The sequence below is a fragment of the Chryseobacterium sp. NFX27 genome, assembly GCF_049887855.1.
In the GTDB taxonomy this organism is placed as follows: Bacteria; Bacteroidota; Bacteroidia; order Flavobacteriales; family Weeksellaceae; genus Chryseobacterium.
This window is the reverse complement of record NZ_JAGEKK010000008.1, coordinates 100,218-115,520: the sequence shown is the minus strand read 5'-3', so window position 1 is coordinate 115,520 and position 15,303 is coordinate 100,218. Positions and strand designations below refer to the sequence as shown.

At 35.7% G+C, this 15,303-nt stretch carries 12 protein-coding genes; 2 read left to right on the top strand and 10 right to left on the bottom strand.

Annotation, left to right across the window (positions count from 1 at the left end; translation table 11 throughout):
* Window positions 1-32: 32 nt before the first annotated feature.
* From J4Q03_RS11015 to rpiB, 6 genes are all read right to left on the bottom strand, one after another.
* Window positions 33-782, bottom strand: a complete 750-nt coding sequence (locus J4Q03_RS11015) for an SDR family NAD(P)-dependent oxidoreductase (RefSeq protein ID WP_426048227.1) — start codon at window positions 780-782, stop codon at window positions 33-35.
* A gap of 16 nt (window positions 783-798) precedes the next feature.
* A complete protein-coding gene (locus J4Q03_RS11010) occupies window positions 799-1,170 on the bottom strand; it encodes a YraN family protein (RefSeq protein ID WP_426048226.1) in 372 nt (123 codons plus the stop codon).
* A gap of 38 nt (window positions 1,171-1,208) precedes the next feature.
* Entirely contained in the window at window positions 1,209-2,138 is a 930-nt protein-coding gene (locus tag J4Q03_RS11005; protein WP_426048225.1) for a S66 peptidase family protein, read from the bottom strand.
* Complete coding sequence (locus tag J4Q03_RS11000) at window positions 2,135-2,821, bottom strand: LysE family translocator (RefSeq protein WP_426048224.1); 687 nt, start codon at window positions 2,819-2,821, stop codon at window positions 2,135-2,137. Before J4Q03_RS11000 ends, J4Q03_RS11005 begins: the two co-directional genes overlap by 4 nt.
* A gap of 65 nt (window positions 2,822-2,886) precedes the next feature.
* Entirely contained in the window at window positions 2,887-5,040 is a 2,154-nt protein-coding gene (gene rnr, locus J4Q03_RS10995; RefSeq protein WP_426048223.1) for a ribonuclease R, read from the bottom strand.
* 430 nt (window positions 5,041-5,470) lie between these two features.
* Window positions 5,471-5,905, bottom strand: coding sequence for a ribose 5-phosphate isomerase B (rpiB, locus tag J4Q03_RS10990; RefSeq protein WP_426048222.1), 435 nt, complete (start codon window positions 5,903-5,905; stop codon window positions 5,471-5,473).
* A 553-nt stretch (window positions 5,906-6,458) separates the two neighbouring features.
* On the opposite strand from rpiB, the gene J4Q03_RS10985 reads away from it, so the two are divergent.
* Entirely contained in the window at window positions 6,459-7,649 is a 1,191-nt protein-coding gene (locus J4Q03_RS10985; RefSeq protein ID WP_426048221.1) for a phosphoglycerate kinase, read from the top strand.
* Between the two features lie 108 nt (window positions 7,650-7,757).
* A complete protein-coding gene (locus J4Q03_RS10980; RefSeq protein ID WP_426048220.1) occupies window positions 7,758-9,620 on the top strand; it encodes a hypothetical protein in 1,863 nt (620 codons plus the stop codon).
* Window positions 9,621-9,769: 149 nt separating this feature from the next.
* On the opposite strand, the gene J4Q03_RS10975 is transcribed toward J4Q03_RS10980, so the two are convergent.
* The 4 genes from J4Q03_RS10975 to J4Q03_RS10960 form a co-directional block, all read right to left on the bottom strand.
* Window positions 9,770-10,591, bottom strand: a complete 822-nt coding sequence (locus tag J4Q03_RS10975; protein WP_426048219.1) for a class I SAM-dependent methyltransferase — start codon at window positions 10,589-10,591, stop codon at window positions 9,770-9,772.
* Between the two features lie 116 nt (window positions 10,592-10,707).
* Window positions 10,708-12,570 (bottom strand): tRNA uridine-5-carboxymethylaminomethyl(34) synthesis enzyme MnmG, encoded by a 1,863-nt coding sequence (gene mnmG, locus J4Q03_RS10970; RefSeq protein WP_426048218.1) that lies wholly within the window; start codon window positions 12,568-12,570, stop codon window positions 10,708-10,710.
* A 150-nt stretch (window positions 12,571-12,720) separates the two neighbouring features.
* Window positions 12,721-13,140 carry an rRNA maturation RNase YbeY gene (gene ybeY / locus J4Q03_RS10965; RefSeq protein ID WP_426048217.1) on the bottom strand — a complete coding sequence of 140 codons (420 nt, stop codon included), beginning with the start codon at window positions 13,138-13,140 and terminating at the stop codon, window positions 12,721-12,723.
* 4 nt (window positions 13,141-13,144) lie between these two features.
* On the bottom strand, window positions 13,145-15,301 hold the full coding sequence (locus J4Q03_RS10960) for a patatin-like phospholipase family protein (RefSeq protein ID WP_426048216.1): 2,157 nt from the start codon (window positions 15,299-15,301) through the stop codon (window positions 13,145-13,147).
* Between the last annotated feature and the right edge of the window lie 2 nt (window positions 15,302-15,303).

Here is a 15,303-nt window from a genome sequence, read left to right as displayed (position 1 = left end):
GAATATTCTGCAAATTTATGTCTTTATTTTAACTATTTCCTGTAGATTGTTCTCGGCTCACTCTGTGCACTTGGATAAATGGTCATATCAGAAATCATTACATGTTTCGGAGCATTCACACAGTAGGCGATGGCATCGGCAATATCTTCAGCTTTCAAAGCCTCATAGCCGGCATATACGGTGGCTGCTCTTTCATTGTCTCCTTTGAATCTTACCAGAGAGAAGTCGGTTTCCACAGCACCCGGCTGAATATTGCTTACTTTAATCCCAAATTCAGTAAGCTCCAGACGCATTCCTTCGGAAATTACATCAACTGCTTTTTTAGTTGCACAGTAAACCGTTCCGTTCGCATAAGTCTGCCTTGCTGCCACTGAACTAATGTTTACAATATGCCCTGAATTACGGTCTTTCATGGAAGGGATAATCATTTTGGAAACATACAAAAGCCCTTTTACATTACCATCGATCATAGAATCCCAATCATCTGTCTTCCCGGCAGAAAGAGGATCTAAACCGTGGGCATTTCCAGCATTATTGATAAGAACATCAATGTTTTTCCATTCTTCGGGCAGGGAATTTATTGCTTCTTCAACTTCTTGAAGATTCCTTACATCAAATTTTAAACTAAATATTTCGGTAAATTGAGAAAAATCCGTTTTTAGGGATTCCAAAACTTCATTTCTTCTTCCACAGATAATTATTCTGTTACCCTGTCTGGCCAGAAGTTCTGCCGTGGATTTTCCTATTCCGGAAGTAGCTCCGGTGATGAGTATTGTTTTCATTTTATTGTAAAATGTATTAGTTTGCATCCAATGCTTCGAAAGCATTTTCAATATGTTCTATATTTAAATTTCCTTTTTTGTCAGGCAGAACAGAAATAATATCAAATCTTGCTTCACTGTTTTTATTAAATTCGTCGAGATAATGGTTGGCTGCAATAACTATGGATTTGATCTTTGATTTGGTAACCGCTTCCTGAGGGAGTATAAAAACATCTGTAGAACGTGCTTTTACTTCCACGATGATGATCAACCCTTCTTTTTCAGCAATGATATCAATTTCAGCTTTCTGAAACCTGAAATTCCGGGTAAGGATTTTATACCCATTTTTCTGCAGATATTCAGCTGCAAGATCTTCTGCTATTTGGCCAAAATCATTATGAGTTGCCATCTTTTGAGTTTAAAAGTTTGAGAGTGAAATAGGCCCAATTAAAACTTAATTTCAACCTTTTCTCCGACCTTCATATCAACATTTCCTCCTATAATCAAAGGTCTGTTATCTTTAATATGCCCATTCGAAAATCCGAAAACAGCTGGGAATTTATATTTTGAAATCCTGTCCGAGATCAGTTTATAGGCAAATTCATCAAAGCTTTCTTCGTAGCTTTTATTTTCTTTTTCATCTCCCATATTGGTCATTCCGCCAACAATCAATCCTTTTATTTTGTTGAAAACTCCGGCTAATTCGAGGGTCATAATCATCCTGTCCAAGGCATAAAAATTTTCTCCTATATCCTCAATGAATAAAATCCTATCCCTGAAGTCAAAAGAATACTTGGTGCCCAGAAGCGCATAGATCAGGGCTAAATTACCTCCAACCAATTCACCTTCAATATTCCCCATTTTGTTAAACTCATGGGATTGTAAAGCATATTTGGGTCTTTTTCCTTTTAAAATATCAAAAACCAGATCATAGCTTTCATCTGTTACTCCGAAACTGGATGTTTTAATAGTCTGCCCATGGATAGAAGCAAAACCTTTTTTCAATAAATAACTTTGAATAACAGTATTGTCGGAATAACCGATGTACCATTTCGGATTTTCTGTAAAGTTTTTCAGCTTTAAATGCTGAATCAGGTGCTGGCAACCATAGCCTCCTCTTGAAGCCCAGATTGCCGAAATATCTTTATCATTCAAAGCCCAGTTGATATCTTTAATTCTTTCCTGTTCTGTTCCGGCGTAATTATACCCGTTTGAATATTTAGTATAAAGGTGCTCGCCAAGAACGGGCTCATAACCTTTGTTTTTAATCATTTCTATTCCCTTTTCAAGCTGAGTGGTGTCTACAGCTCCGGCTGGGGAAATAACGGCTATTTTAGCTCCTTTTTTAAGGGCTTTGGGAAATATTATTTTTTTCATTCTGTTTTTTGGTACTTGATTTCTTTTTTCTCAGCTTCTTCTAAACGCCTGTCGAACTGATTAAATTTCTTAAAGCTTTGCAGAAAGATAAAGAAACTGAAAACAATAAGAATCCCGCCAACGATTCTTCTGATCTGGTTGGCCAGCTTCTGGGTAAGTTTATCGTGAAATTGTTTTGCTAAGAATATTTTGGCCAGGTCTATACACAAATAGGTACCGATGACGATACTTACATAGAATATAAAACTACTGGTATCGGGGTATTGATTCCTTACAGAGATTACTGTAACCAGCCAGAAAAGAATAACTCCCACGTTTAAAAGATTGAAGAAAAAACCATTGAAAAACGTTTTGAAATAGTTCTGTCCAATGATTTTTTCTTCACCCGGCATATGCATTTTGGTCTTGGTGACCATCATAACGATTCCGTATACAAAAATAAGTATAGAAGTAATCCTGTAAAATCCGGGATGCTTATCTATTAAAGTAACAATATCTGCACTTGCATAATACGCAGCAACGATGCATAACAAATCTGCCGTAATGACTCCAAGATCCAGTGCCAAAGCATGTCTTGGCCCTCTGGTGAAGCTGGTTTCAATTAAAAGGAAAAAAATAGGTCCTATAAAAACCAGGCTCAGCATAAATCCTAAGACAATAGCAGATAGTACAAGTTCAAACATTCAATAGTATTTTAAATGAAAAAAAATTCATCCCATTGAATACAAAGTTAGACTTTATGATTTAATTAATCAACAATCTTAAAGTCTAACTGCTTTTGAATAAGGTTTGCTTTTACTACTTTAATCTGCACCTGGTCTCCTAACTGATATTTTTTACCCGTTCTGCTACCATATACGGCATGGGTCTTCGCATCATATGAATAGGAATCATCCACAAGATCTCTTAATTTGATCAAACCTTCGGCACCGTTTTCAGGAATTTCAACCCAGAAACCGAATTCGGCCACACCTGAAATAACCCCAGTGAATGTTTCTCCAAGATGCTTTTCCATAAACTTCACCTGCATAAACTTGATGGAATCTCTTTCTGCATCGGCAGCAAGTCTTTCCATAGAACTGCAGTGTTTTGCCTTGTCTTCAAGCTCTGCCTTGCTTGGGGATTTTCCTCCGTCAAGATAGTGCTGTAAAAGGCGGTGGGCAAGAAGGTCGGGATAACGTCGGATAGGAGAGGTGAAGTGGCTGTAGTATTCAAACCCCAAACCATAATGGCCGATAGGTTCTGTAGAATATACGGCTTTGCTCATACTTCTCATGGCCAGCGTTTCAATCATATTTTCTTCTCCTTTTCCTTTGACATCAGAAAGAAGTTTGTTCAGTGATTCTGCAACTTTTTTGGTGTTGTCAAGATTCATTTTGTATCCGAAAGTAGAAACAAAATCTCTTAATGCTTCCAGTTTTGCAGGATTTGGATCATCGTGAACCCTGTAAATAAAGGTATTGTTTGACACACCTCCTTTACTGTTCAATGAAACAAATTCAGATACCTTTTTATTAGCTAAAAGCATGAATTCTTCGATCAGGTGATTGGAATCCTTACTTATTTTAAAGTATACTCCGATGGGCGAGTTATTTTCATCCAGATTGAATCTTACTTCACTTCTGTCAAATGTAATGGCTCCGTTTCTTACACGTTCGTCACGCATAATTTTCGCCAGCCTGTCCAGGGTATTAATTTCCTCTGCCAGATCTCCCTGGCCTGTTTCGATACGTTCCTGTGCTTCTTCGTAAGTAAATCTTCTGTCTGAATGAATCACTGTTCTTCCAAACCACTGTTTCTTGATCTCCGCTTTATCATTCAGCTCGAAAACTGCTGAGAAGGTATATTTATCTTCATTGGGACGAAGTGAACATACATCGTTACTTAAAACTTCCGGAAGCATCGGAACCACACGGTCTACAAGGTATACGGAAGTTGCCCTGTTATAGGCTTCATCATCCAGCATCGTTCCCGGAACTACATAATGAGAAACATCGGCAATGTGTACACCAATTTCCCAGTTTCCATTTTCCAGTTTCCTGATCGAAAGGGCATCATCAAAGTCTTTTGCATCCTTAGGGTCAATGGTGAACGTACAGATATCACGCATATCCCAACGCTTTGCAGCTTCTTCATCAGTGATTCTTCTGTCAATTTTATCCGCATCGAGCTCAACTTCCTGTGGAAATTCATAAGGAAGGCCGTATTCTGCAAGAATAGAGTGGATCTCAGTTTCGTGCTCGCCCGGAGCTCCCAGAACCTGAATAATTTCTCCCTCAGGATTTTTATCACCAGGCTTCCATTCTGTCATTTTTACAACTACTTTATCGCCGTTTTCAGCTCCTCCGAATTTTGTTTTAGGAATAAAAATATCGGTATTGATTGTTTTTTTGTCACAAACTACAAATCCAAAATCTTTATGGGCAACCAGCTGGAATGTTCCTACAAATTCTGTTCTTGTTCTTTCCAGAACTTCCAGTACGGATCCTTCCAGTTTCTTTCCTTTGAAATGATAGGTTACAATCAGTACTTTATCGCCCTGCAGGGCATCTTTTACGTTCTTCGAGTGAATAAAGATATCATCTTCAATTCCTTCAACACTAACGTAGGCGTTGCCGGACTGGTTGAAATCAATGGTACCTGTCAGGGTTCCCTCAATTTTCAGATTAATGATATATTTTCCTTTTTCCACTTCTTTGATCTTTTCAGAACCCTGCAGTTTGTGTAGGGCCTGGATCACCAGCTCTCTCTGACGGGGATTCTTATAATCTATTCCGTCTGCGATCTGCTTGTAATTATAGATCTTTGACGCATTGGTATTCATGAAACGCAGGATCTGTCTTCCGATCTCTATGAGTTTCTGATCGTTTTTATGGCTTATATATTTACCTTTTCTTGGCATTTTTAATGTTATTTAATTGTTATTAATTGTAATAATCCTTTTTAAAATCTCTGAAAACGTAGAGTTCTTACATTCAAATAATAATTAAGATCACCTGGCTGGGTTTCTATTTTTATTATTTCTTCCTCTTACTGAGAGGCATTTGAATAGAATTGTTTTAGGAATTATTACCTACTTATTGGTTAATGTTATTTTTCTTTATTAATTCAACAGCATCAATTTTCTTTCCAATTTATTTACAATGGAAACTTTTAGTCTGTTAAAATTACTACAAATATGGAGAAGAGGGGAGAAAAACCTTTGAATAAATATCTTTAAGTATTTAAGGTTCGGTATGGAATAATAGGATTGTAACTTCTATTAGCTGCTGCAAATGTATGAAATAAAAAATAAATAAGGCCTGTATTTTGATTTACAGGCCTTTATATTTTTAACAAACAGCAATTTTATCAACTCTGTTCTGGTGTCTTCCACCTTCAAAATCCGTGGAAAGAAATTTCTCTGCAATTTCTATAGCCACTTCCTTAGAGATAAATCTTGCCGGCATTGAAATCATATTGGCATCATTATGTTGCCTTGCCAGCACTGCAATCTCCGGCATCCAGCAAAGTGCACATCTGATCTTCTGGTGCTTGTTTGCTGTGATCTGAACTCCGTTTCCGCTTCCGCAGATCAAAATTCCCAATTCATTTTCCCCGTTTTCAACTGATGTTGCCGCAGGGTGCACAAAGTCCGGATAATCCACACTGTCTGTGGAAAACGTGCCAAAATCTTGAACATCAAACTGTTCTGACAGATAGTTCTTAACAATCTCCTTATACTCATAGCCTGCATGGTCTGCAGCAATAGCTATTTTTCTTTTCATAATACTTGTATTAAGTCTTTTTAGATTTTATTTCATGACAAAGGTAAGAATAATAACAAAGTCTGTTAGTTAATCGGTGGTAATTTGTGAAAAGGTATGTGAATAACTGTGGAAAACTTTTCCAACTTTCTATTTTTAAAGATAAATTTATTTCGTAATGGGAAATGTATTTGAAAATTTCAACCATAATTTTCAAAATGTTTTCTCCACTTAATCCAAAGTTTTTCCATAAAAAAATTACTAATAACGGGTTTGTGGGAAAGTTACTCACATCTGTTGGTAAGTCTGTGAAAAGACAGATTTACAATATTTTACAATGTGAATTAAATATGAATTGAATAAAAATTATATGTTACCAATTATTTTGTTAAAACTTATCCCCGAAACTAACAATACTCAACAACAACTACATTATTCTTTTTTTTAAAGAGAGAAAAATTGTTGATTAGTGGATGAGTGGGTTGGGGGAAAGTTTTCCAAAAGTTTTGTTTTATTGGTTCTGTAGAAAATGTTTAAAAGCTTACATTTGTGAAACGAAAATTCAACGATATTTATGAAAACAATCAATGATTTCAATTTTAAAGATAAGAAGGCTCTGGTAAGAGTGGACTTTAATGTTCCGCAGGATGATCAGCTTAAAGTGACAGATAATACAAGAATAACAGCTGTAAAACCTACAGTAGAAAAGATTCTTAATGACGGAGGTTCTGTAATTTTAATGACTCACCTTGGAAGACCAAAAGGAGAGGTAAAGGATGAATTTTCTCTTAAGCATATCGTAGATGAAGTTTCAAGTGTTCTTGGAAAAGAAGTTAAGTTTGTAGACGAATGTATCGGAGAAAAAGCTGAAAAGGCAGCTTCTGAGCTTCAAGCCGGCGAGATTTTATTATTGGAGAATCTTCGTTTTCACAATGAAGAGGAAAAAGGGGATGAGGGATTTGCTGAGAAGCTTTCAAAGTTGGGTGATGCTTTTGTAAATGATGCCTTCGGGACAGCTCACAGAGCTCATGCTTCTACGGCAGTTATTGCTCAGTATTTCGAATCAACTAAATTTTTCGGTTTACTGATGGCTAAAGAACTTCAGGCCATTGATAAAGTTTTGAGAAAAGGAGAAAAGCCTGTAACTGCAATACTTGGTGGATCTAAAGTTTCAACTAAAATTACCATTATAGAAAATATACTTCCTGCTATCGATAATCTAATCATTGGAGGAGGTATGGCCTTCACTTTTATTAAAGCACTGGGAGGAAAAATAGGAAACTCATTGGTAGAAGAGGATAAACTCCCTTTGGCACTTGAGATTTTAGGAAAGGCTAAAGAAAATAAGGTTAAGGTATATCTTCCTTCTGATGTTATTATTGCGGAAGCTTTTAATAATGATGTAGAAAGAAAAGAATCGGATATCTATGCAATTCCTGAAGGTTGGATGGGGCTTGATGCCGGTCCAAAATCGAGAGATCAGTTCAATGATGTATTGTTAAATTCAAGAACAATTCTTTGGAATGGTCCGATCGGGGTTTTTGAAATGTCAAACTTTGCCGCAGGAACAGTTGCTCTTGGCGACAGTATCGCAGAATCTACAAAATTAGGAGCTTTCTCTTTAGTAGGAGGTGGTGACAGCGTTGCTTTTGTAAAGCAGTTCGGTTATGATAAAAAAGTAAGTTATGTTTCTACAGGAGGAGGAGCAATGCTTGAAAGTCTGGAAGGTTTGGAACTTCCCGGAATTGCTGCTATCAATAAATAATATTCCAAAAATATAATTATAAAGTCTGCTAAATTTTGGCAGACTTTTTTTATACGTCAGCTTTTGGCGCTTCCGGAATATACATTTGCTGTACTAAATTAGAATATTATGCTTACAACAAATGAATTTTTCGTGTCATTATTAGGCTCAAATGACAGTTTTGTACAATTGATTGACTCCAATACAGGAGAAGTTATTAATTTCCAAAAAGTATCTACATGGATTGATGGAACAGGACTCGTTCCTGGTGATTCACGGGTTTTGGAGGATGAGATTATTTACAGAAAGAGAGGTATAGAATTTTATGTAAATACAATTGTATTTTCAACTAAAAGAGTGTATGTTACAGCGTTCGGTGCAAAATCTTCTTATGTAGATGATCAGAGACCTTTTATTCAGAATGCTTTTGATGTATGTTCTGAATTAGGTTTGAAATTGATATTTCCAAGCGGGCATTTTTTGATTAAAACGTATAGTGATAGCCCACCATCTGGAAATATTCTTGAATTGAGATCAGGTTTGGATGTTGAGTTTGAAAACTATAGTGTAATTAAGCTTGATGAATATTTTGACGATCGGGATTTTATATTATTCTCAGGTCTTAACGCTGATTCCTCTCCTTTATATAACATTTCTTTTAAAGGTAAAGGTATTATTGATTTTGGCGGTGATGTTTCTAAAATGAAATCCGCATATCTTAACAGGGTAGGCTTTGAAGGAGGCAAATGTACCAATATTATCATTGATGGTTTATATTGGACTAATGGTGATTTACGTAACTGTATTGCTGTAGGAAAGGCAAATTCTGGAGGTAATGTAACAATAAGAAATTGTACGTTTGAGAATCTGGCAACAGGAACTAAAGAAAAAAATCATGACCATTCTACTATTTATGGAAATGTAGATTTCCTATCTGTTCATAATAATATTTTTATAGGTAATAGATTAATGAGTTTGATTGGTTGCGCGTGTGAATTCCATGGTAGTTATTCATCCTTTGATAATAATAAAGTTTATGATTATACCAGAATGATTTTCATTGCTTCTTTTGAAAGTGAAAGAAAGAATATTACGAATATTAATATCACCGATAATATTGCTGATATCACAAATACTGTTGTATATTTTTGGTCTGACATTAATTCTCTAATTTCCAATGTTTTAATAATCGGAAATAATGTCAGGCAAAAACATATTGAAGGAGAATCCCAAAATTATAATGGTCATCAAGGGCTATTAAAAATTATGGATAAGGGTGGTAAATATGAAAGAATTGTTGCAAAAAGCAACTCATGTCATATACTTTATACCATAGGAGATCATCTAAGATATGCAGCTGATATTTTTGCTGGGGTAGAAGTTTTGGAAATCAGTAATAATAATTTTGTAGGACATTCTTTAGGCTTTCTTTTCGACAAAGAGGAATTGGATGTTTTGGGTGATTATTCTTTTGTAAAAATTTCTCGAAATACTTTTAATTCTATATCGAAAATGGTTACTTTAAACGCAGAAAAAATTACTCATAGTTTGATCTCTGATAATTCGGTGACTCTGGAAACGAATAATTTAGTTGATTTAATTGAAATTAATAGTGATGTGATACAATCTACAACAATTAGAGATAATGTTTATCTTAATAATATTCCAAGTGTAGAATTTACACCTTCTTCTGTTTTTAGAGGTGATTCTTCAAATAAAGCAAAATATATTCTTTCTTTGGTTGATACATCGGTTCCAACAATTGGTGCTAATGATTATGATTTTATCACTCCTGTAATTTCTAATGATCATAAAAGAGTAGGGGCAATGTATACAATTCAACCAACCTATCCTTTTTCTGAACTTTTTTTTCATGCAATTACTTTTGGAAAAGGTGGAAGTGCTAATGTAGATTTTAAAGTTGATAACATTACATCTTTAACTTTTCTAGCTAATACTTTACTAAAAAGTAATATTATAGTTGAGATGTAAATCTCCGTTTTAAAAATGTAAAATTTTAAATTAGTAAAAAAATTACTTTATATAGAAAATAAAAAACTCAGGAGATTCTCCTGAGTTTTTTATTTTTGTCTTTAAATTGATGAAAATTGACCTTCAGAAATAGCTTAAAAATCCATTTTCTATCTTTTTTCGATAATATATATCAAACTTGAAAATTCGTTCGAAAAAAGCGCTTTTACGTTAGAAATTGTTCCGTAGATGACAGCTTTTAACCAAAAAAGAGGTGATTTTTTGTATTTTTCGCTCAACATGGAGATGTAAAAGGAGTCAAGAACCAGAGGTTTTATTTTTCTCATTTTCCAGTCCGGTTTCTTGGAAATTAAATTTTCCATACCATTTTTGGAGAAATGATAAATATGTCTCGGTACATCGTAAGCTGCCCAATATTCTTTGTAATGTTTTGCATCATAGGAAGTAGGGTTGGGAACAGCAATAATGAGGAGTCCTTTATCTTCTAATTTCCTGTGAAAAATTTCAAGCATCTCATCCTGGTTCTCTACATGTTCAAATACATGCCAAAGAGTGATGGCATCCAGACTGTGATCCTGAATAATGTTGATATCATCAATTACCGTTGCTTTGGATATTTTATGAAGTGCGGCTTTTCTGGCATCAGCATCTGGTTCAAAACCGAAAGTTTCAAAATAGTTTTCTATATATTTTACAAATTCTCCTGCTCCGCAGCCGTAATCAAGAACTTTAGATCCTTTTTTTATTCTGTCTGCAAGTATATTTTTTTTGTATTGCAGATTAAAAGACTGTAAGAATTTATAGAGTTTTTCTTTAAAACTTCCTGAATCCTGGTGATGGGAAATATAATCTTCGCTTTCGTAATATTTGGAAATGCTAGATGGAATGGGGGAGGTCTTGAAAACTCCTTTTGTTTCTGTTTCTTTTATTTCAAATATTTCCTGTGAAAGAAAATGATCCTTTATTCTCATGAATTAATAACTTGATATTTTTAAAATTGAGATATGTACCGTGTTTAATTTAACGCCTGTAAATACCTAAATTTTTGCTTTTAATTTACAAATGTTTCACGTGAAACATTTTTGATTTAACGTCCCAGATAGACCAGTAAAACGTTTATATCAGCCGGAGAAACACCGCTTATTCTGCCTGCCTGTGCAATAGTTTTAGGTCTTACATTAGACATTTTCTGTTTGGCTTCTGAAGAAAGACTGGAAAGACTCTTATAATCGAAATCTTCCGGAATTTTTATATTTTCCAAACGGTTAAGTTTTGCTACATTTTCTTTTTCCTTTTCAATATAGCCTTTGTATTTGATATTGATTTCAGCCTGCTCCCTTACTTCTTCATCATATTGAGAAGAAAACTCTTTGATAGCGTCAATAGTATCAAGTTTTTTCAACGTGATATTTGGTCTGGTAAGGAATTGTGCGGCTCTGTATGCCTGGTCTACAGGATTACTGTCAATAGTTTCCAATATCGGATTAATAATGCCTGGCTTTAAAGAAGTTTCTCTTAAAAACTCTTCAAGTTCCTGACTCTTAGCTACTTTCGTTTCAACTTTTCTTAAACGGTCTTCTTTTGCAAGGCCTAAATGATAAGCTTTTTCAGTCAATCTGATATCAGCATTATCCTGTCTTAGTAAAAGCCTGTATTCTGCACGGGAAGTGAACATTCTGTAAGGTTCTTCAGTTCCTTTTGTAATCAAATCATCAATTAATACTCCAATATAAGCTTCATCTCTGTTCAAAATGAAATCTTCTTTTCCGTGTACTTTATTATGCGCATTGATACCGGCGATTAAACCTTGTCCTGCTGCTTCTTCATACCCTGTAGTTCCGTTGATCTGACCTGCAAAATATAAATTATCGATCAGTTTTGTTTCTAAAGTATGTTTTAATTGGGTAGGAGGGAAGTAGTCATACTCAATGGCATACCCCGGACGGAATACTTTTACATTCTCAAAACCAGGAATATGTTTCATCGCTTTGATCTGTACATCTTCCGGAAGAGAAGAACTGAATCCGTTTACGTAGATCTCAACAGTTTTCCATCCCTCCGGTTCTACGAAAAGCTGATGTCTTGTTCTTTCTGCAAAACGGTTAATCTTATCTTCTATACTCGGGCAGTATCTGGGACCGAGACTTTGGATCGTACCATTAAACATTGGGCTTCTGTCGAAACCTTCACGTAAAATATCATGAACCGTTTCATTAGTATAAACGATATGACAGCTTAACTGTTTTGTTAATTTCGGAGTATCTGTATAGCTGAATTTCTGAGGATTTTCATCTCCTTTCTGCTCTTCCATTTTAGAATAATCAAGACTTCTTCCATCCACTCGCGGAGGGGTTCCTGTTTTCATTCTTCCGGCTTCGAAACCCAAGCTTACGAGTTGTTCGGTAATTCCGAATGCTCTCGGCTCACCCATTCTTCCTCCACCTAATTGTTTGTCTCCAACATGAATCAATCCGTTAAGGAAGGTTCCGTTGGTAAGAACAACTGATTTACTTTTTATCTGAATTCCTAAAGAGGTGATTACCCCGGTTACCTTATTATTTTCTACGATAAGCTGCTTCACCATATCCTGAAAGAAATCAAGATTGGGTGTATTTTCTAATGCAAGTCTCCACTCTTCTGCAAAAAGCATTCTGTCATTCTGCGTTCGGGGAGACCACATCGCGGGGCCTTTGGAAAGGTTCAGCATTTTGAACTGGATAGCGGATTTATCTGCTACAATTCCGGAGTATCCTCCCATTGCATCAATCTCTCTTACGATCTGTCCTTTTGCGATTCCTCCCATTGCCGGGTTGCAGCTCATCTGTCCGATGGTCTGCATATTCATTGTAACAAGCAGGGTCTTTGAACCTAGGTTCGCGGCTGCAGCTGCGGCTTCACAACCCGCATGTCCTGCACCTACTACAATTACGTCATATATATCTGAAATCATTTTTTATATTGCTTATTAAGCCTTTAATTTTTAATCTTTTCTGTCAATGTTTCACGTGAAACATTTTTGGAGAATGTGCTCCAGGTGAGCTTTTATTATGGCTATAAGTGAACACTTTACGTATAGTTCTTTAAGTGATTCTTCAATTTATCAAGGATTTGATTCCTTAAACTTAGCCAGGTATAAATCTTCCATTTTGCGCATCTCTTTCTCTTCGGCTTCTGTCTTATCTTTGTATCCAGCGAGGTGAAGGATTCCATGGGCAAGGACCCTTTTTAATTCTTCTTCATAATCTCTGGATAGGGTAGAAGCATTGTCCGAAATTCGCTGCAAAGATACGAAAATCTCTCCGCTTATTGTTTTCCCTTTTACATAATCGAAAGTGATGATGTCTGTGTAATAATCATGCTGCAGATAATCCTGATTGATCTTTAGCAGATATTCATCATCGCAGAAAATATAATTGATTTCACCTAGTTTTTTTTCTTCTGAAAGAATAATATCTTCCAGCCATTTTTGATAATCTGTACTCACAGATTCCTGTAAATTTTCGTAAAAGAATTGTATCATTGTATTAAAACCAGTGTCCTAAAATAACACTGAATATGCCTTTTTGATTGTTTTTAAGTGAGTGGCTAAAGTTGACCTTGATTTGTCCAAACGGTGATTTGTAGCCGGCAGTAAGCCCTACTGAGCTATAATTTACTTTAACTGCATCTTCAAAATTAATGTCATCAGAAAGATTGGCAAAACTAAAATTCCCGCTTAGGAAATAGTTTTTATTGAATTTGAACTGAAGATCATTGGAAACAAGAACGACGTTATTGCTATTAAGCTGAGCAAAATAAAAGCCTCCAAAACTTTTGAAGTTGATGATATTCTGTTCAAAAATTCCACCCAGTTTGTACTGATAAAATTCCGGGAGATTGTCACCGATTGTAATACCGCCATACAGATTAAGACGGTAAGAAAATTGTTTTGAGATTGGAACATTAATCCTGATATCCGCTTTAACCTGTATAATTCTTTTTTCAACTTCAGATTTCAAAAGATCAATCACTTTACCTTCCGCGTTGATATAAATTCCTCTTGAAGAGAAGTCTTTGTCATTTTGAGTATCGCTTTTTAAGAATACATAAGGGTTTAGAAAACGCATATACCTTTCATGTTCGCCATTTATTTCTGCTCCAAAATAATCATGACTGATTCCGCCTCCTATGGCAAATTTGTCCCTCCATACAGACTGTATAAACGCTTCATTTCTGAACCATTCCCATTTATCTACGACATTATTATCAATATTCTTAAGATCAAAGCTCATCCCGGAAGAGTAAATACCGAATCCCGGAATATATCCGTTATCAATAAAATAGTTAAGGTAATATCTCGGTTTATCGCCTACGACAACATCAAGCGATAGGTTTGAATTTTTAAATAAAAGACGTTTTCCTGAATAGTTCAGGAGAAGACCTGTTTTGAATACTTCATCATAATGCAGTCCTACCTTTAAAAAATGACGGGCTTCATCTTCTGTAACGTAGAGTTTAAGGTAGTTGGCATCATTCTCAGGAATAATATCATAATTAATAAAGCGATAGTTATTGGTGGCTACAAGTTTATCTATTTTTTTGTTAATTGACCCGTAAGTCTGCATAGAAGGGAGGCGGAGCGCCATTTTCCCAAGAACATAGTTTTTACCGTAAATACGGCCTCCTTCCAGCGAAATACTATCAATCTTATATACATTGGAATATATTGGATTTACACGCTCTCTAAGACGGTCAAATTGCCGTTTTGGAAGCTGATCCAGTATAGAGGTATATTTCATGCCTTCTACATAACCGCTGTCGAGAATTTTTTTCTTTTCGTCATAGCTGGTGGCGGTCATTCCTTTAAGGTCCGGCTTGATGTTGATATCGGTGTATTTGTACTGTTTTCTTGTGTCTCTTTTAATTCCGAAATCAATAACCTGATTAAGGATTGAAATAATATTGTTTAAATCCTCTCTTTTCGATAAATCCTGATTAAGGTCCACACCGATCACAATATCGATTCCTTTGTCCTTTAACGGCTTTGAAGGATAATTTACCGTCATTGCTCCGTCTATATAAATACTGTCACCAATTTTTACAGGATCCATTAAAGATGGAAAGGCAGAGCTGGCCATAATTGACTGTACGAGATCTCCTTTTTCGAAAATTTCCATATTGCCGCTCTCCAGATTTGTGGCAACGCACATAAAAGGGATGGGCAGTTTGGAAAAATCATCAATATTGGAAACGTTTTTAAAAAGCTCCTTAAGCAGATATACATTTCTCTGTCCTGAACTGATAGAGGAGGGAAGGGATATCTTCCCGTTTTTTAAAGGAATGGATAAAAGATACTTATCGACGGATTTATTAAAGAAAGAAGTTTCCTGCCTGGATTTTGGATCCATGATCAGAGAATAGAAATCGGTATCCATTACGATCTTCTCTATTTCTTTTCCGGAATACCCCGAAGCGTACAGACCTCCAACAATGGCTCCCATACTGGTTCCGGAAATATAATCGATTTTTACTCCCAATGAATCTAATACCTTCAGTACTCCGACGTGTGAAAAACCTTTGGCACCGCCACCGGCAAGGGAAAGGCCGATTTTTGGATTTTTTGGAATAACCAGATCCTTTTTCACTTGAGAATGGATCATCAGGAGTTGGAATACGAAGAGAAGGATCAGGAGTTTTCTCATAA